17 protein-coding genes are annotated in these 17,188 nt (G+C 65.4%); 13 read left to right on the top strand and 4 right to left on the bottom strand.

The window, feature by feature from the left end; all coding sequences use genetic code 11:
* Nucleotides 1-172: 172 nt before the first annotated feature.
* The gene (locus J2R78_RS25590; protein WP_253609913.1) at nucleotides 173-1,891 is read right to left on the bottom strand and encodes an adenylate/guanylate cyclase domain-containing protein; all 1,719 of its coding nucleotides are present in this window, start codon (nucleotides 1,889-1,891) and stop codon (nucleotides 173-175) included.
* 366 nt (nucleotides 1,892-2,257) lie between these two features.
* Between J2R78_RS25590 and J2R78_RS25585 the strand changes: the two genes are divergently transcribed.
* Entirely contained in the window at nucleotides 2,258-2,818 is a 561-nt protein-coding gene (locus J2R78_RS25585; RefSeq protein ID WP_156436427.1) for a thiamine pyrophosphate-binding protein, read from the top strand.
* On the top strand, nucleotides 2,818-3,411 hold the full coding sequence (locus J2R78_RS25580; RefSeq protein WP_253607284.1) for a thiamine pyrophosphate-dependent enzyme: 594 nt from the start codon (nucleotides 2,818-2,820) through the stop codon (nucleotides 3,409-3,411). Before J2R78_RS25585 ends, J2R78_RS25580 begins: the two co-directional genes overlap by 1 nt.
* A 13-nt stretch (nucleotides 3,412-3,424) precedes the next feature.
* On the opposite strand, the gene J2R78_RS25575 is transcribed toward J2R78_RS25580, so the two are convergent.
* Nucleotides 3,425-4,348, bottom strand: coding sequence for a LysR substrate-binding domain-containing protein (locus J2R78_RS25575; RefSeq protein WP_028334965.1), 924 nt, complete (start codon nucleotides 4,346-4,348; stop codon nucleotides 3,425-3,427).
* A 152-nt stretch (nucleotides 4,349-4,500) separates the two neighbouring features.
* On the opposite strand from J2R78_RS25575, the gene J2R78_RS25570 reads away from it, so the two are divergent.
* The 6 genes from J2R78_RS25570 to J2R78_RS25545 all read left to right on the top strand — a co-directional run bounded on the left by J2R78_RS25570 (nucleotide 4,501) and on the right by J2R78_RS25545 (nucleotide 10,093).
* Nucleotides 4,501-5,670, top strand: coding sequence for an acyl-CoA dehydrogenase family protein (locus J2R78_RS25570; RefSeq protein ID WP_253607283.1), 1,170 nt, complete (start codon nucleotides 4,501-4,503; stop codon nucleotides 5,668-5,670).
* An 11-nt stretch (nucleotides 5,671-5,681) separates the two neighbouring features.
* On the top strand, nucleotides 5,682-6,782 hold the full coding sequence (locus J2R78_RS25565) for a CaiB/BaiF CoA-transferase family protein (RefSeq protein WP_253607282.1): 1,101 nt from the start codon (nucleotides 5,682-5,684) through the stop codon (nucleotides 6,780-6,782).
* 27 nt (nucleotides 6,783-6,809) lie between these two features.
* Nucleotides 6,810-7,664 carry a MaoC family dehydratase N-terminal domain-containing protein gene (locus J2R78_RS25560; protein WP_157347131.1) on the top strand — a complete coding sequence of 285 codons (855 nt, stop codon included), beginning with the start codon at nucleotides 6,810-6,812 and terminating at the stop codon, nucleotides 7,662-7,664.
* Nucleotides 7,665-7,767: 103 nt separating this feature from the next.
* The gene (gene hisC / locus J2R78_RS25555; protein ID WP_253607281.1) at nucleotides 7,768-8,820 is read left to right on the top strand and encodes a histidinol-phosphate transaminase; all 1,053 of its coding nucleotides are present in this window, start codon (nucleotides 7,768-7,770) and stop codon (nucleotides 8,818-8,820) included.
* Between the two features lie 86 nt (nucleotides 8,821-8,906).
* Entirely contained in the window at nucleotides 8,907-9,797 is an 891-nt protein-coding gene (locus J2R78_RS25550; RefSeq protein WP_253607280.1) for an MBL fold metallo-hydrolase, read from the top strand.
* A gap of 107 nt (nucleotides 9,798-9,904) precedes the next feature.
* Nucleotides 9,905-10,093, top strand: a complete 189-nt coding sequence (locus J2R78_RS25545; RefSeq protein WP_038386258.1) for a hypothetical protein — start codon at nucleotides 9,905-9,907, stop codon at nucleotides 10,091-10,093.
* A 118-nt stretch (nucleotides 10,094-10,211) separates the two neighbouring features.
* Here J2R78_RS25545 and J2R78_RS25540 read toward each other — a convergent pair whose 3' ends face one another.
* Entirely contained in the window at nucleotides 10,212-10,811 is a 600-nt protein-coding gene (locus tag J2R78_RS25540) for a VOC family protein (RefSeq protein ID WP_253607279.1), read from the bottom strand.
* Between the two features lie 92 nt (nucleotides 10,812-10,903).
* On the opposite strand from J2R78_RS25540, the gene J2R78_RS25535 reads away from it, so the two are divergent.
* The 4 genes from J2R78_RS25535 to mdlC all read left to right on the top strand — a co-directional run bounded on the left by J2R78_RS25535 (nucleotide 10,904) and on the right by mdlC (nucleotide 14,700).
* Nucleotides 10,904-11,431, top strand: a complete 528-nt coding sequence (locus J2R78_RS25535; protein ID WP_253636020.1) for a helix-turn-helix domain-containing protein — start codon at nucleotides 10,904-10,906, stop codon at nucleotides 11,429-11,431.
* Between the two features lie 98 nt (nucleotides 11,432-11,529).
* Nucleotides 11,530-11,913 carry a tautomerase family protein gene (locus J2R78_RS25530; protein ID WP_225160548.1) on the top strand — a complete coding sequence of 128 codons (384 nt, stop codon included), beginning with the start codon at nucleotides 11,530-11,532 and terminating at the stop codon, nucleotides 11,911-11,913.
* A gap of 128 nt (nucleotides 11,914-12,041) precedes the next feature.
* Nucleotides 12,042-12,929: a BJP family subclass B3 metallo-beta-lactamase gene (gene blaBJP, locus J2R78_RS25525; RefSeq protein WP_253607277.1), complete on the top strand. Its 888-nt coding sequence runs from the start codon at nucleotides 12,042-12,044 to the stop codon at nucleotides 12,927-12,929.
* Nucleotides 12,930-13,071: 142 nt separating this feature from the next.
* Nucleotides 13,072-14,700, top strand: a complete 1,629-nt coding sequence (mdlC, locus tag J2R78_RS25520; RefSeq protein ID WP_253607276.1) for a benzoylformate decarboxylase — start codon at nucleotides 13,072-13,074, stop codon at nucleotides 14,698-14,700.
* Between the two features lie 124 nt (nucleotides 14,701-14,824).
* On the opposite strand, the gene J2R78_RS25515 is transcribed toward mdlC, so the two are convergent.
* The gene (locus J2R78_RS25515; RefSeq protein ID WP_253607275.1) at nucleotides 14,825-16,369 is read right to left on the bottom strand and encodes a 4-hydroxyphenylacetate 3-hydroxylase family protein; all 1,545 of its coding nucleotides are present in this window, start codon (nucleotides 16,367-16,369) and stop codon (nucleotides 14,825-14,827) included.
* 91 nt (nucleotides 16,370-16,460) lie between these two features.
* Here J2R78_RS25515 and J2R78_RS25510 point away from each other — a divergent pair, with 91 nt between their 5' ends.
* Nucleotides 16,461-17,075: a TetR/AcrR family transcriptional regulator gene (locus tag J2R78_RS25510; RefSeq protein ID WP_253607274.1), complete on the top strand. Its 615-nt coding sequence runs from the start codon at nucleotides 16,461-16,463 to the stop codon at nucleotides 17,073-17,075.
* The last annotated feature ends 113 nt before the right edge of the window (nucleotides 17,076-17,188 follow it).

Genomic DNA, 17,188 nt, shown 5'->3' with positions numbered 1-17,188 from the left:
AGGACCTCACGCCGGCTGCCGCGTCCGTGGGATGTTGCTGCACGAGAGTGAGCGCAACTCATGCTCTATCGACCCGCTGGCGTTCGCCGTCGGCGGAAGTATATCCCACGATCCGAAGCCAGTCGCCAATGGACTGCACCGAACCGCTCCGGTCGGCATCGGCCAACGCACATCAAAAAGATATTCCGAACACCGGAATGGCGTCATCGAAGCCCTTGATTTGCCGACTCCCGATATCCTCGAGGGAGCGCTTGCCTCTGACGCTCGCGGCGGTCCCTGCGTCCATCAGGATTTCCCGATCTGCGGCAGATGCGCACAGGCGGGCGGCGAGATTCACGACACTGCCGATGGCCGTGTAATCGAGCCGGTCTTCGTAGCCGATCCGCCCAACCGTCGCCGATCCACTGGCAAGCCCTATTCCAAAGCCAACCTGGTAGCCCCGCGACCGCCAGCCGCCGATCAAGCCCTGCACGCGCTTCTGCATTTCGGTCGCAAGGTCGACGGCTCTCAGCGCCGGCTCCTCGACCGGCACGGGTGCGTTCACCAGCACCATCAGCCCGTCTCCCGAGAAGCTGATGAGCGTTGCTTCGAACCGCGCAATGACCCTGCCCAGAACCTCATAATATTCGGACAGCACGCTCATGACCTCCTCGGGAGCGACGCCCGCGGAAAACGCGGTGAACCCGCGCAAGTCACAGAACACAACGACGACATCGGTGCGGCGGCCATCCAGCACGCTGTCATCGCCGGCACGATCGACGAGATCGGCGACTTGAGGCGCGAGAAACCGCTTGAGCTTCGCGATCCGCTCCTGGTGCTGCTGCGCCAGCGCGAGCTCGCCGGCCATCCTGTTGAAGCTGCTTGCCAGGCGCTGAAATTCATCCCCGGTCTGGATCGAAATGCGGTGCTCGAACGATCCGGCGCCGATCCGCTCCGTCCCCTCCTCGAGCAGCCTGATCGGCTCGGTCATCCGGTGCGCGAATGCATAAGCGAGCAGCCCTGCAAATACGGTGCTGCCTGCGAGAAGCACTGTGGTCCGTCGCAACGCGGCATAGATCGGGGCGTAAGCCTCGGAGAGCGGCTGCGCCACCACGACGGTCCAATCGGGACCCGCCACAGGAGCCGCGCGGGCGGCAACCGGACGTCCCTGTCCGTCGCGGCCCGTTGCAAAGCCCGCTCCCGGGCCGATCGCGTCGCGTATGGTGCGAAACGGCTGAGAGGTTGTTTCTTCCAGCCCGCGGAGGACGAGGCTGATGTCGGGATGGGCAATGAGGCGGCCCGGCCGGTCCAGCACGAAGGCGAGGCCCGTCTCTCCCACCTTGATCGCCGATACGACATCCCAGATCAGCTTGAGATTGACTTCGGCGATGACTGCGCCGACCGCGGATCGGTTACCCACGAGCGCAATGGTCAAATACGGCTCTGAGCCTCTGTTGTAGCTGACATCGCTGAACCAAACCTGGCGCGCGTGGGCGCCGACCAGCGCAGGTTCAGCCGATCGGTCGATACGACTTTCAATTCGATTGAGGCCGACCCGTGAGACGTAGAGACGCTCCAACCCATTGTTGTCGATCAGTGTCAGGCTGACGACGGCCGGCGCTTGACGAAACAGACGCAACGCATCGGTTCGGCGCCCCTCGTCGGCCTCGTCGGTCCAGGGAAGCTGGACCAGCCAGCCAAGCTGGCTTGCAATGTCGGAGATGAAGTTATGAATTTCAGCGGCCGCGGAAGTCGCCTGAACACCGAGCAACTGGTCCAGCCTTGCGCGCTGATCGCGGTAACCGAACCAGGCTTCGATCGACCCGTTGATCACGAGCGGAAGCGCGACGGCCAGGAACAGTGCGAGAAAATACTTTGGGAAGAGGCCGCGAAACCGATCTCGGACAATCATGCCCTGATCCCTGAAAATGCGACGGATATATCGATATGCGAAATGAAGCCTTGAAAATGAAGCCGGCGCTGCCGCCAACCGGCATTTTCTAGCATAGAGCGTCGTTTTAGGCCGTAATGGGGCTGTCATTCGACCCGACCAAAGGACGCAGCCGGCTCCAGCCGCCATTTCGCTTGCGTCGGCCCTGCAAAACCCTGGCCCTATAAAATTCCGGCATAGCTGGGCGAGCCAGATGCGAAGAGAATAAACCCCTGACCTGGCTTAAAGCCAGCGGTGTGAGGACGCGCCAATGCGCGTCCCTTGTATTGACGCGTTTTTCTTCGCGAACCGGTACCCGGTTCGTTCGAAAACGCTACCGCCGAGGCCATGATGGACCAGATTGCCGTTCACCAGGACAGCGCGACCAGCCGGGACTGGCCGGTTGCGATCTACCGCACGCTGAAGAGCTTTGGCGTGGCACAGGTGTCCTACGTTCCCGATGCGGGACATTCCAAGCTGATCAAGCTGTCGCACGCCGATGCCGACATCAAGACCACGGTGCTGACGACAGAGGAAGAGGGCGTGGCGCTTTCGGCCGGCGCCTGGCTCGGCGGCGATCGCGCGGTGCTGTTGATGCAATCGAGCGGCGTCGGCAATTGCGTCAACATGCTGTCGCTGATGGCGAGCTGCCGTTTCCCGCTGCTGACCTTGGTGACGATGCGCGGCGAATGGGCCGAATTCAATCCCTGGCAGATCCCGATGGGCCGGGCGACGCCGCAGGCGTTCGAGATCATGGGCACTACGGTGCTGCGGCTGGAGAACCCCGACGATGCCGAGGAGGTGATCTCGGCCGCCGCCTCGCTCGCCTATGACGGCGACCAGCAGGTCGCGGTGCTGATCTCGCAGCGGATGATCGGCCGCAAGAAGTGGACCAGGGAGACGCACTGATGTCGGCATCAACAGGCACTCTCGATCGCCGCGCCGCCGTGAAGGCGCTGCTCGCCGACCGCGGCGATCTGCTCGTGATCTCCGGGCTCGGCTCCTCCTCCTACGACGCGTTCGACGCCGGCGAGCATCCCGGCAATTTCTATCTGTGGGGCGCGATGGGCGGCGCCGCGATGGTCGGGCTCGGCCTCGCGCTGGCGCAACCGAAGCGCCCGGTGCTCGTGATCACCGGCGACGGCGAGCAGCTGATGGGGATCGGCAGCCTGCTGACGATCGCGACCAAGCAGCCCGGCAATCTCTCGATCGCGGTGCTCGACAACGGCCATTTCGGCGAGACCGGCATGCAGCCGAGTCACTCCGGCCTCGGCGCCAGGCTCGAAGTGATCGCTGATGGCGCGGGCATCGGCAACGTCTCCGAGATCGCCGACATGGCCGGCATCGAGAAATTCCGCACCAGCCTGCGCGATCTCGGCGGCGGCCCGCGGCTGGCGCGGATCCGGATCGCGGCCGGCGAAGTCGAGCGCGCGCTGCCGCCGCGCGACGGCACCTACCTGAAGAACCGCTTCCGCGGCCATCTCGGCTTCAAGGTGAGCTGATGCGAAGCCGCGCTCAGGCGAGCTGGATATCCCAGAGCCCCTCGGCGCGCAGCGCGGCGACCTCGTCGCGCAACAGCTTCGCGATCAGCGTCATCGCGTTGGAGCCGGGATGCTCGACCGGCGAGGCCAGCGTCAGCTCGCGCCGCGGCGCCGGCCGCGCGATGGCGGCGGTCTCGAGCCGGCCCTCCGCCACCTCGGCGCGCACCGAGGACGGCGGCAGCAAGGTATATCCGAGCCCCTCCTCGACCAGGCTGGTCAGCACGCGAAACGAATCCGCCTCGAGCTTGACGTCGAGATCGATCTTCTTTTTGGCCGCGGCATGTTCGAGCAGCGCACGGAGGCCGTGCGAATGACTTGGCAGCACCAGGCGCTGGCGCATCAGCCAGCCGAAGTCGACCTGCTTCTTCGGCTTCAGCCCGCTGCCGCGCGGGCCGACCGCGACGATGCTGTCGCGGCCGAGGCTCTGCACCGCCAGATGCAGATCGACCGACGGGCCGTAGATCACGGCAAGGTCCATCTCGCCGCGATGCAGCCACTCGATCAGATGGCCGCTGTAGCTCTCGACGATGCAGAGCGAGATGCCGGGATAGCGCTCCACCGTGCGCCGCGCCAGCCGCGCCGACAGCACGCAGCTCACCGTCGGCACGAGCCCGAGCACGACGCGCCCGGATGGTGCGCCGCCGGCGGACTGGATGTCGTCGCGGATCTGGTCGATCTGCCGCACGATACCGCTGGTGCGCGCCAGCAGCAGCCGGCCGGCATCGGTCAGCACCATGCCGCGGCCGTTGCGCGTGAACAATTCGGTGCGCAGCTCGTGTTCCAGCAGCTTGATCTGCCGGCTCAGCGCCGGCTGCGCGACCCGCAAGGTATCGGATGCCTTGCTCAGGCTCCCGAGTTCCGCGACGCACGCAAAGGTCCTAAGCTGGCGGAAATCCATACTTGCCAATCCTGGAAGGCAGGTTCATACGCTATAACAAAACAGCATAGGGAGTTTACCGGGGCCCCACAACAGCGGGCGTTTTCTTCACGCGAACCGATTTCCGCTTCGCTCGAACACGCTCTGGCGCAACCTCTCGGCAAGACGAAACAATGACCGCACACGAACAACACACCGACGACCATTCCGACATCCGCGACGCCGTGGCAAAGCTCTGCGCGCAGTTTCCAGGCGAATACTGGCGCAAGCTCGATCGCCAGATGGCCTATCCGAAGGAATTCGTCGATGCGCTGACGGAGGCCGGCTATCTCTCGGTGCTGATCCCCGAGGAATATGGCGGCGCCGGCCTGAAGCTGTCGGCGGCGGCGGCGATCCTGGAAGAGATCCAACGCGCCGGCTGCAATGGCGGCGGTTGCCACGCCCAGATGTACACGATGGGCACCGTGCTGCGGCACGGCAACGACGCGCAGAAGGCGAAGTATCTGCCGAAGGTCGCGACCGGCGAGTTGCGGCTGCAGGCGTTCGGCGTCACCGAGCCGACCAGCGGCACCGATACGTCGTCGCTAAAGACCTTCGCGCGCCGCGAGGGCGACCATTACGTCGTCAACGGCCAGAAGATCTGGACCAGCCGCGCCGAATATTCCGACCTGATGGTCCTGCTGGCGCGCACCACGCCGAAGGAGCAGTCGAAGAAGCGCACCGACGGTCTCTCGGTGTTCATCGTCGATATGCGCGAGGTGAAGGGCAAGGGGCTGGAGATCCGCCCGATCCGCACCATGATGAACCACGCCACGACCGAAGTGTTCTTCACCGACATGAAGGTGCCGGCGGAGAATCTGATCGGCGAGGTAGGCAAGGGTTTCCGCTACATCCTGTCCGGCATGAACGCCGAGCGCATCCTGATCGCGGCCGAATGCGTCGGCGACGCGAAGTGGTTCATCGCCAAGGCGACCAACTACGCCAAGGAGCGCAGCGTGTTCGGCCGGCCGATCGGGCAGAATCAAGGCATCCAGTTCCCGGTCGCAAAGGCCTACGCTTCGATGCGCGCGGCCGAATTGATGGTGAAGGAAGCCACCCGCAAATATGAAGCCGGTCTCGATTGCGGCGCCGAGGCCAACATGGCCAAGATGCTGGCGGCCGACGCGTCCTGGGAAGCGGCCAACGCCTGCGTGCAGACCCATGGCGGATTCGGCTTCGCCGAGGAATACGATGTCGAGCGCAAGTTCCGCGAGACCCGGCTCTATCAGGTGGCGCCGATCTCGACCAACCTGATCCTGTCCTACGTCGCCGAGCATGTGCTCGGCATGCCCCGCTCCTACTGAGTTGCTTGATCATGCTGCCGCTTGAGGGATTGACCGTCATCGCCGTCGAACAGGCGGTTGCCGCGCCGTTCTGCTCGTCACGCCTCGCCGACGCCGGCGCCCATGTCATCAAGATCGAGCGGCCCGAGGGCGACTTCGCCCGCGGCTACGACGCCGCGGCGAAGGGCCAGAGCAGCTATTTCGTCTGGCTCAACCGCGGCAAGGATTCCGCCGTGGTCGACCTCGCCACCAAGGAAGGCCGCGCGCAGCTCGAGACGCTGATCGCCGGCGCCGACGTGCTGCTGCAGAACCTCAAGCCCGGCTCGATGGACAAGCTCGGCTTCGCGCGCGAGCGGCTGCGCAAGGATTACCCGAAGCTGATCATGTGCACGATCACGGGCTATGGCGACACCGGTCCCTATGCCGACCGCAAGGCCTATGACCTGTTGATCCAGGCCGAAAGCGGCCTTGCCTCGATCACCGGCGGCCCGGAAGGCGCCTCGCGCGTCGGCATGTCGATCGTCGATGTCGCAACCGGCGCCACCGCGCATGCCGCGATCCTCGAGGCGCTGATCGGCCGCGGTCGCACCGGAGACGGTGCCGACATCCGGATCTCGATGTTCGACGTGATGGCCGACTGGCTCACCGTGCCGCTGCTCAATGCCGAGGACGGCAAGTCGCCGAAGCGGATCGGCCTCGCCCATCCCTCGATCGCGCCCTATGGCGTGTTCCGCTCGAAGGACGGCAAGGAGATCCTGATCTCGATCCAGAGCGAGCGCGAGTGGAAGACGCTCTGCGCCAAGGTGCTGGGCCAGCCCGGCCTGCCTGACGATCCGCGCTTTGCCAATATGGTCGAGCGCGTGCGCAACCGCGCCGTTACCGACCAGATCGTCAGCGACAGCTTCGGCAAGCTGACGCGCGAGGAGTTGCTGGCGAAGCTTGCCGAGGCCGACATTGCCTTTGCCGAGGTCAACAGCATGGACGACCTCGCGAAACATCCGCATCTGCGCCGCGTCGAGGTCGACACGCCGAACGGCAAGGTCAGCTATCCGGCGCCGGCCGCGATCGTGGTCGGCGAGGACAGGCACTACGGCAAGGTGCCCGCGATCGGCGAGCGCACCAGACGTTCCTGAAATCCCTCCTGCCCGGGCAACACAATCATGAGCGACAAACTCGACCTCGATCATCTCCGCCAGTGGATTGGCAAGACCACGGAGGCCTCCGACGTCGTCACCAAATATCTCGTGATGGGGCTGCGCGCGACGCTGTTCCAGGAGATCGGCGAGCCGAAGGCCGGTGACGCCGCGCCGTGGACCACGCATTGGTGCCTGGCGCAGCCGGTGTTTCCGATGTCGCAGCTCGGCCCCGACGGCCACCCGACCCGCGGCGGCTTCCTGCCGCCGGTGCCGCTGCCGCGCCGGATGTGGGCCGGCGGCGAGCTCGAATTCTTCGACAGCTTGCGCATCGGAGATGAGGCCAAACGCACCTCGAAGATCGTCGACGTCACGGTCAAATCGGGCTCGACCGGCACGCTGTGCTTCGTCTCGGTCAATCACGAGGTGACGACCTCGCGCGGGCTTGCGGTGCGCGAGCGGCAGGACATCGTCTATCGCGAGATGACGAGCACGCAAGGCGCAGCGCCCGCCAAGGCGCCGCCGCCTCCCCCGGTCGCGCAGCATCGCGAAAGCCACGTCTCCGACCCGGTGCTCTTGTTCCGCTACTCGGCGCTGACTTTCAACGGCCATCGCATTCATTACGACCGCGACTACGTCACCAAGGTCGAGGGCTATCCGGGCCTGATCTTCCACGGCCCGCTGCAGGCTTCCTTCATCGTCGAGTTCGCCGCCAAGCTGCGCGGCGGCAAGCCGCCGAAGAAGCTCGCCTATCGCGGCGTGCAGCCGCTGTTCGAGGGCAGCGAGTTCTCGATCAATGCCAGCGACAAGGACGGCGGCATGGAGCTGTGGACCGCGAATGCCGAGGGCCAGCCGACCATGAAGGGCACGGCGACCTGGTAACGCGCGAGCACGACGCGCGTCATGATGCGAGGGAATAAAGAGGCGCTTTCATCAGCGCCTCGTATTCCTTATTGTGATCGCGTTCATCCCTGGATCGCAGATCATGAGTCGCTTCTGGAGTTCGGTCGTCCACAATCTGTCGCCATACGTGCCCGGCGAGCAGCCGAAGATCGACGGCCTTATCAAGCTCAATACCAACGAAAATCCCTACCCGCCGTCGCCGCGCGCGGTGGCGGCGATCACGGCGACGACGGATCGCCTGCGGCTCTACCCGGACCCGCGCGCAACCGCGCTGCGTGAGGCGATCGCGCGGCGCTACGGCGTCACGGCGGACGAGGTGTTCGTCGGCAACGGCTCGGACGAGGTACTGGCCCACGCGTTCCCGGCGCTGCTGAAGCACGATGCGCCGCTGCTGTTTCCCGACATCACCTACAGCTTCTACCCGGTCTATTGCCGCCTCTATGGCGTCAGCTGCGAGCAAGTGCCGCTCGACGCCGCGATGCGCGTGCAGCTTGCCGACTACCGGCGGCCCGGCAGCGCAATCCTGCTGTGCAACCCCAACGCACCGACCGGCACCGCGCTGCCGCGCGCCGCGATCGAGTCGCTGCTCGCCGAGCATCCCGACCGGCTCGTGGTGGTCGACGAGGCCTATGTCGACTTCGGCGCCGAGAGCGCCGTGCCGCTGGTCGCGCGCCGCGACAATCTGCTCGTCATCCAGACGCTCTCCAAATCGCGCGCGCTGGCCGGCTTGCGCGTCGGCTTCGCCATCGGCCAACGCCCGCTGATCGAGGCACTGGAGCGCGTCAAGGACAGCTTCAACTCCTATCCGCTGGACTGCTTCGCGATCGCCGGCGCGGTCGCCGCCATCGAGGACGAGGCGTGGTTCGAGGAGATGCGGCAACACATCATCAGGAGCAGAGAGGCGCTGGTCCGCAGCCTCATTGAGCTGGGGTTCGAGGTGCTGCCGTCGCAGGCGAATTTCGTGTTCGCCCGCCATCCCAGCCATCGCGGCGCCGATCTCGCCGCGAGGTTGCGCGAGCGCGGCGTGCTGGTGCGGCATTTCCAGAAGCCGCGGATCGAGGACTTTTTGCGCATCACGGTCGGCACCGACGATGAGTGCGGCCGCCTGCTCGGCCTGCTGCGCGGCATGGTCTGATAGCCGTTCACCAACTTGCGATCGACGGCGCCACCCTGCATAGTGACCGCGCGTTGGGATGCACGGTTCTCCGGGAAGGAGCGGTCATGCGATTTGCGATCGGCGACGCGACCGTCGACGTCATCGTCGACGACGACGATTTCGGCCTTCCGCTCGCCGAATTCCTGCCCGGATACGATCGCGGCTTGATCGAAGCGCATCGTGCCACGCTGGAGCCGGTGTTCATCGACCTCGCCCGGGGCGTCGCGAAACACGCGATCCAGAGTTTTGTGGTGCGAACCGGCGGCCGAACGCTGCTGATCGACGCTTGCATCGGCGAGCACAAGGACATCCCCGACATTCCGGCCTGGCATCGGCGCCGCGGCAGCGGCTTCCTCGACCGGTTGCGCGCGTGCGGCGTCGACCCGGCCGGCATCGACGTCGTATTCTGCACCCATCTGCATGTCGATCACGTCGGCTGGAATACCCACCAGGACAACGGCCGCTGGCAGCCGACCTTTCCCAACGCGCGGTATCTGTTCGGCCGCCGCGAGCTTGCCGACTGGATGACGCAGCATGATGCCGGGCGTGCTCCGCCGATCCACGCCCGCGCCCTGGAGCAGAGCGTCATCCCGATCGTCGAGGCAGGCCGTGTCGATCTGGTCGACGATGGCCATCAGTTGGGACCGGGCCTGCGGCTGTTCCCGCTGCCGGGCCACACCAGCGGCCAGATGGGGCTGATGGTAGACTACGCACAACATCGCGCGATCTTTTGCGGCGATGCCGTGCACAATCCGGTGCAGATCTTCCAGCCCGATCTGTCGACATCATCCTGTGCCGACCCGCAACTCGCGCGCGAGACGCGCGCGAAGATCCTGGCAGAGGCCGCGGACAGCGGCCGCCTCGTCATACCCGCCCACTTCCGCGGCCCGCGCTGTGCCTATGTTCGCCGAGACGGCGGTGGCTACGCGCCGGTGTTCGATGCGCGGCATGGGTAAGATGCAACACCCGGCGCCACAGCTCACCGCGTGAAAGCCGGGTGTATCATCCGGCCCCTTGGAACCGAAACCCGGCTTGCGCGTTCCCCGCCCTGACGGAGGACGCCATGCTTAGAGACGAACAGGTCGCGGTTCTCTGCGACATCGCCCAATCCATTGCCTTCGCCGACGACGTACAAGGCGAGGTCGACCGGCTGATCAGGGAGGGATACGTCGCCAAGGACGGCGACCTCTACGAGTTGACGCCGAAGGCCGAGAAGGTTTTGTCCGAGCGCGGCGCCTGCCTCAAGGCGTAACGCCACCTACCCGGCCGGCATACACCACGTCCGGCAACCTTGGCGCCGAGCGCGGCGGTCCGTTCGCGAAACTGCGCGATCGATTGCGCCGCCATGACGGATACTCCTGTTTGATCCTTCACTCCGGCAGCGGGCTCCCGGCCTGTTCGCGCACGATGTAATCGGCGTACCAGTCCGGCCAGTTCGCATCGTGCCCGCCGGTTCGCTTCTCGTGCTCGCCATGGGCGGCCGATGCGCGCCGCAGCGCGGCGGCGAGATCGGCCGATGAGGTGAACGTCGTGCTGTTTCCGTCGACGCGTCCGGGCAGACGCTGCGTCACCTGCTGGAGCAGCCAGACATTGCCGTCGGGATCGTTGAAGGTCGCCAGCGAACCGTAGCTCGGCCGCTCCGGATCGGGTCCCTTGATGCGGCCCTCGGCCCCGCGATGGAACACCTTGCTGACGTCAGCGCCGCGCGCGATCAGCTCGGCACGCGCCGCCTCGATGTCGTTCACGATCAGGAAGCGCGGCAGCGCGGATCCCTTGTCGAGATGGATCGAGGTCGGCGAGCCCGGCGGTGTCAGCTGCAGCGCCCGGGACCCGTCCGCCCTGACGAAATCGGCGTCGAGCCGCCAGCCGAGATTTTCATAGAAGCGCTTGGCGCGGTCGACATCGGACACGGGGATCACCACGACCTCGAGCTTCATGTCGATACCCGGTTTCTTGCTTTCGGTACTCATGGCGCGCTCCTTGAAATGTGAGGGACCGGGCGGAAAAGCCCGTTGCACCCACCTTGACGATATCCCATATTGCTATGAAAATCATAGCAACAATGCCGGATGAAGAAAACGTGATCGCAAGGCCAAAGGGCAACCCTGCTGACCAAACGCTATGTCCGGTGGCGCGCGCGGAGACCGCGGTGGGCGACCGCTGGACCGTGCTGGTGCTGCGCGAGCTGTTCGCGCGCAACCATCGCTTCGAGGAGATTCAGGCCCATACCGGCGCGACCCCGCAGATGCTCACCGCGCGGCTGAAGAAGCTGGAGGCGGACGGATTGGTGACGCGGCGCGTCTACAATAAGCGGCCGCTGCGCCACGAATATCATCTGACGGAGAAGGGCGCGGCGTTCTTCCCCGTCATGTTTGCCCTGCGCGCCTGGGGCGAGACCTGGTGCAAGTCACCCAGGGACGGTCTTTCGATGAACTATACGCACCTCGTCTGCGGCAAGCCGGCCGGGCTCGGTCCGGTCTGCCAGTCCTGCGGCAAGCCGCTGTATTGGGCGGACATGGTTGCGGAGCGAACGCCCAAATATCAGAGAGAGCGCGATGCGCGCTGGGAGGCCTTCAAGGCGGCCCGCTGAACGCACCGACGCCGCCGGCGCAAGCGGACGATGCCCGTTTGCACCGTCGCACGTCCCGATCACGCGGGGCCGAGCCCCGCATCACACAGGAGACCACCATGCCATTCGTTCGTATCGACCTGAAGCGCGGCAAGCCCGCGGAATATCGCAAGACCCTTGGCGAGATCGTCTACAAGGCGATGCGCGAGGTGATCAACGTGCCCGAGAATGACAAGTTTCAGGTCATCACCGAGCACGACCGTAGCGACCTGAACTACGCCGACAACTATCTCGGCAACACCTACAGCGACGACCTCATCTTCATCCAGATCACCATGAATGCCGGGCGCACCGTCGAGATGAAGAAGGCGTTCTACAAGCGGATCGTGGACGACTATCAGAGCCAGCTGCAGGGACGGCCGGACGATGTTGTCATCAACCTCGTCGAGGTCGCCAAGGAGAACTGGTCGTTCGGCCACGGCATCGCGCAATACGCGAGCTGAACGCAGAACAGGAATGCGCCGGACGGGCGGCCGCCTGCCCTGCGGCTTGCCGTCCGCAGCTTGCGGCCGGCGTCGCCAGCACGCATAGTGCCGCCCGTGCACGAACAACAACAAAGAGGGAGGCAACCATGAGGACGATCGCAGCCGCGCTGTGCGCGCTCACGCTGATCGCAACCGGTGCGCAGGCACAGACGCTCAAGGACTTCATGGCTGTTGTCATGAAGAAATGGACCGCGCCGTTCGAGCCGTTCCAGCTCATCGACAATATCTACTATGTGGGCACTGACGGGATCGCGGTCTACATCATCAAGACGTCGCAAGGGCTGATCCTGATGGACACGGCGATGCAGCAGTCGACCGGCATGATCAAGGACAACATCGCCAAGCTCGGCTTCAAGGAGGGCGACATCAAGATCATCCTCAACACTCACGCCCATCTCGACCACACCGGCGGCTTTGCCGAGATCAAGAAGGAGACCGGTGCGCAACTGATCGCCGGCGAGCGCGACAAGCCCCTGCTCGAGGCCGGCTATTATCCGGGCGACGAGAACAACGCCGATCTTGCTTTTACGCCGGTGAAGGTCGACCGCACCGTCAAGGAAGGCGACAAGGTGACGCTCGGCGATGTCACGCTGACCGCGCACACCACCCCCGGCCATTCGCCCGGCTGCACCAGCTGGGAGATCACGGTCAAGGACGGCAGCCAGGCGCGCAACGTGCTGTTCTTCTGCAGCGGAACGGTGGCGCTGAACCGGCTGGTCGGCCGTCCGACCTATCCCGGCATCGTCGACGACTACCGCTCGACCTTCACCAAGGTCAAGGCGATGAAGGTCGACGTGCTGCTCGGGCCGCATCCGGAGGTCTACGCCATGCAGGCCAAGCGGGCGCAGATGAAGGACGGCGCGCCGAACCCGTTCGTCAAGCCGGGCGAAAATGCCACCTATGTGGCCGGGCTGGAGCAGGATTTCGACAAGCAGCTCGCCAAGCAGACCGCCGCGCTGCAGAAGGCCAATTAGCCGCAATTTTGCGGCCGTTGCCGCGGCAACTATGGGCGCAGCGGCTTGACATCGTCAGGCAATCCATCGACAGGTGGATTGCCTTTCCGCTTTTGCCGCCCGCAATGACGGAACGTAACAAGACAGAAATGGGAGCCGCCCGATGTCCTCGCGCAAACCCGCCGCCAGCAAAGGCACGACCGTCACCGTCAAGGACGCCACCTTCGGCCTGCTGCGCGCGTGGGGCATCAAGAAGGTGTTCGGCAATCCCGGCTCGACCGAGCTGCCGTTCCTGAGCGACTGGCCCGACGACATCGACTACGTGCTCGGCCTGCAGGAGGCTTCCGTCGTCGGCATGGCCGACGGCTATGCGCTGGCGACGCGCAATGCCGGTTTCGTCAATCTGCATTCGGCGGCCGGCGTCGGCAACGCACTCGGCAACATCTACAACGCCTATCGCAACCAGACCCCGCTGGTGATCACCGCGGGCCAGCAGGCGCGCTCGATCATGCCGCTGCAGGCCTTCCTCTATGCCGAGCGGGCCTCGGAATTCCCGCGGCCTTACGTGAAATTCGCGGTCGAGCCGGCGCGCGCCGAAGACGTGCCCGCCTCGATCGCGCGCGCCTATTATGTCGCGATGCAGCCGCCCTGCGGGCCGACCTTCGTCTCGGTGCCGATCGACGACTGGGCGCATGCGACCCAGCCGCTCGACGCGCGCCAGGTCAGCCGCGAGATCGGCCCCGATCTGTCGGCGATGCAGGCGCTGGCGGCCGCGCTCGGCGAGGCCAAGCGCCCTGCCCTCGTCGTCGGCCCGGCCGTCGATCGTGCCGAGGCGGTTGATCTCATGGTTGACGTCGCCGAGAAATCGAAAGCCGCGGTCTGGGCCAGCCCGTTCTCGGCGCGCTGCTCGTTCCCCGAACGGCATCCGCAGTTCGCCGGCTTCCTGCATGCCGCGCCGGGCCAGCTCTCCGATGCGCTGCGCGAGCACGATCTCGTCGTCGTGATCGGCGCGCCGGTCTTCACCTTCCATGTCGAGGGCCATGCCGCGATCTTCGACGGTTCGACCACGATCTTCCAGATCACCGACGATCCGGACGCCGCCGCGATGACGCCGACGGGCCACAGCATCGTCGCGACCATGAAGCCCGCGCTGACGGCGCTGCTCGAGATGCTGCCCGAGACCAGGCGCACCGCGCCGGCCGGCCGCATCCTGCCGCCGGCTCCCGCGGCCGGCGACCCGATCCCCGCCGAATATGCGCTGCATGCGCTCTCGGCCGCGATGGGGCCGCATGATGCGCTGGTCGAGGAAATACCGTCGCACCGTCCGCTGATGCAGAAGGCGATGCCGATGCACGGCCAGGACAGCTTCTACACCATGGCAAGCGGCGGCCTCGGCTACAGCCTGCCGGCCGCAGTCGGCATGGCGCTCGGTCGACGCCAGGGACGCACGGTCTGCCTGATCGGCGACGGCTCGGCGATGTATTCGATCCAGGCGCTGTGGACATCAGCGCAGCGCAAGCTGCCGCTGACGGTCGTCGTGCTGAACAATTCCGGCTACGGCGCGATGCGCTCGTTCAGCCAGGTGATGCAGGTGCGCAACGTGCCGGGCCTCGATCTGCCCGGCATCGATTTCGTCAAGCTCGCCGAAGGCCTGGGCTGCGACGCCGTGCGGGTGACGAAATCAGCCGAGCTTCCGGGCGCCTACCAGCGCGCGCTGTCGCATCAAGGCACCAGCCTGATCGAGGTGATGGTCGATTCCGCGGTGCCGCTGCTCTACGCGCAGAAGAGCTGAGCGGCAATCTCGCCACGTCATTGCGAGCGAAGCGAAGCAATCCATCTTTCGGCAAGTGGAGATATGGATTGCTTCGTCGCTGCCGCTCCTCGCAATGACGGCTGGACATATATTCGCAACCTTATTACGAGGGCATTGGATCGCCGAGCATGGGCGCCGCTGACGGCGTCGGCGCCTCGCAGCCGGAGGCGCAGCAGCGTCCGGGCTGCTTCGACACCCGTTGTCCCTGGTCGACGAGGTCGCGGCCGAGCAGATTCTCGACCAGCTCGGCCTTCTCCATCACCGGATAGTTGCGCCAGATCTCGCGCTTCATCGCCTCCGGCGAGCCGCCGCCGTGCAACGAGATCACCGAATACCAGCCGGCTTCGTGCGAGACCGTGAGGTCCTCGATCAGCCGCGCCACCTCGGCGCGCTGCTCGGCCGGAATATCGGGACGTCCGCCCATGACCGCGGCAAGCGAGGCGCGCGTTTCCGGATTGTGATCCTCGTCGGGACCCGGCAGCGCGACGATCAGCCCGCCGGAGACGTAGTGCGCGACGCGGTGCATGTCGTAGATCTTGGTCGCCAGCAGCAGCTTGCCGATGTTGGAGAACACCGCATCCGGCATCACCGAGCCCGCCGGATCCTTCGTGCAGTAGACCGAGGAGGCGACGCCGCAGGCATAGAAACTCTCGGTGATGGTGATCAGCTCGACCATCGCCTCGCGGATATGCGCATGCTTCTCGGCATCGAGCCCGTTGGCCTCGATCATCAGCGCGCCGGCGCCGATCAAGAGATCGCCGAAGCCGGCACGGGCGCCGATGCAGGAATGTCGGTGATGCGTCGCGTAGGAGGTGGTGAGGAAACCGCCCTCCTCGGTCTCGCCGGCAAGGAACACGCGATCATGCGGCACGAACACGTCGTCGAACATCACGACGCCGACCGACTGGCCGTACTTCGCCGAGAATTTCGCCGCGGCATCGCCGGGCCGGCCGGCCGGACGCGCGACGATGGTGACGCCGGGCGCATCGACCGGCACGGCGCAACAGACGGCAAAATCCTTGTCGGCAGGCACATGGGTGCGGCACGGCATGACAAGGAATTCGTGCATGTAAGGCGCGCCGGTCACGATCGCCTTGGTGCCGCGGATCACGATGCCGTCGGGCCGGCGCTCCTTGATATGGACGTAGACGTCCGCATTGGCCTGCAGGCCGGGACGCTTCGAGCGGTCGCCCTTCGCATCGGTCATGGCGATGCCGAGCGTCAGATCCTGGTCCTGCACCTCGTGCAGATAGTTGAGGAAGCGCTGGCTGTAATCGGTGCCGTGGCGATCGTCGGCCAGCCTGGTCGCCTGAAAGAGACCATTCAGCGCATCATGGGTCAGGTAGCGCTGCGCGCAGCCCGACGTCCTGCACACCAGCCGCACCGCCTCAAGCTTGTCGAGCAGGTCCTGCGAGCTCCGATTGATGTGGAGCATGCGGTTGACGGTCTTGCCCGAGGTACCCTGCCGCGCCGTCATGATCGGCACATGCTCGGGCTGCAGCGCGAAATCATAGGTTACGCCGACGCCCGCCACGCCGGGCGCCAGCAACGGCTCGTCCGCGACGCTCGCAACCGCCGCGCCGTTGATGAACACACGCGGCTTGTAGCGGCGCAGGGATTCACGGTAGTCCGCAGCCGTCATCAGCATGGCGCTTCACCCTTGCTCATTTATTCTAACACTGTTAAATTATCTAACGCTGTTAGAATTGAGTCAAGAACGGATTTGCCGGGCCATGCAGATGCGCGAGAGCAGGAAGGAAGCGGTCAGCCGCCACAAGCGGGAGCTGATCCTCGACGCGGCGCGCAGCGTGTTCGCGGAGGAAGGCCTCGAGGGCGCGAGCCTGCGGGCGATCGCGACGCGGGCCGGCTACACGCCGGCGGCGCTGTACTTCCATTTCGATTCCAAGGAGGCGATCTACGCCGAGGTGCTGCGGCAATCGCTGGCATCGCTCGGCGAAGCCGTCAGTGCGGCAGTCGCGACGACGCGCGGCGCCAAGCAGAAGCTGCACGCCGCAGGCATGGGCTTCTTCCGCTATTACGCGGACAACCCGCGCGACCTCGATCTCGGCTTCTATTTGTTCCGCGGCGGCATGAAGCCGGCCGGGCTCGGCCATGACCGCGATCACGCGCTGAACGCCGCGCTGGAGGCGGCGCTGCATCCGATCGCCGAAGCCGCAGAGGCGCTCGGCGCCTCCAGGTCGAAGGCGAACACGGTGATGGTGGACTGCTTCGCGCATGCGACCGGCCTCCTGCTGCTATTGCACACCGGCCGCATCAGGATGTTCGGCGCCTCGGCGCCCGATTTGATGGATGCCTATCTGCGCGACAAGATCGCGCAGATCGCAAAGGAGTGAGGCGCCTCAGTTGCGAGGCCGATATCGTAGCCCGGATGAAGCGCAGCAAAATCCGGGATTCACGCGCGCACGTTCGACCCGGATTACGCTTCGCTGCATCCGGGCTACAGGTC

This window comes from Bradyrhizobium sp. USDA 4538 (genome assembly GCF_024171045.1).
GTDB classification, from domain to species: Bacteria; Pseudomonadota; Alphaproteobacteria; order Rhizobiales; family Xanthobacteraceae; genus Bradyrhizobium; species Bradyrhizobium australafricanum.
Note: the sequence above shows the minus strand (reverse complement) of the source record. Positions and strands in the feature narration are given on the sequence as shown.